We start from the raw sequence: 588 nt of genomic DNA, 5'->3' as shown, positions 1-588 counted from the left end.
GGCGGTTGGTGGGGCGGTTGGTGGACGGCGACCGAGGTGCAGCTGCCCACCTGGCCGACCTCGGCAAAGTGAGTGATGCTGGTCACACCTGCTCCCGCTGTGATCCGAGGCCCCATGCTCACGTTCGACGACCTGACCGCCCTCAGCCTCGACCAGCTGGCGGAGCTCTACGCCGGCGGCACGGTCCCCGACGACTTCGCCCTGGCGCTCGACGACAAGCCCAAGGGACGCATGGTCGCGGTCCGTGGCCTTGACAGCGTCCCGGTCGTCAACAAGGTGATCGACATCTTCGCCAGGCACCCGCTGTTCCCGTGGGACGGCAAGACGATGGACGCCACCAGCGAGCAGACCGCCGACGGCATCAACCGCATCCAGGCCGGAGCCAGGATGAACTGGTTCCCGTTCAAGACGAGCGTGCAGCCCTCATCGATCGACGGCGAGCCGACGATCGTCCTGGACTACGAGCAGAAGGGGAACCCGATCCTGATCAAGAAGATCCACGACGAGATCCGGGAGGTCGCCCCGGGCATGTACCTCGGCCCCGCCATGGCCAAGGTCGGAAAGGGGAAGCCGCCGGTGCTCGTGCTC

At 66.8% G+C, this 588-nt stretch carries 1 protein-coding gene; it reads left to right on the top strand.

The features are described 5' to 3' along the window. Positions 1 to 114: 114 nt before the first annotated feature. Positions 115 to 588 (top strand): hypothetical protein (locus ACOADB_RS20320; protein ID WP_378602691.1); only part of this gene is annotated, 474 nt, incomplete at its 3' end.

The organism is Nocardioides sp. CPCC 206348 (assembly GCF_048654705.1).
Taxonomy (GTDB): Bacteria; Actinomycetota; Actinomycetes; order Propionibacteriales; family Nocardioidaceae; genus Nocardioides.
The sequence above is the reverse complement of the archived record's forward strand: the minus strand, read 5'-3'. Positions and strand labels throughout refer to the sequence as shown.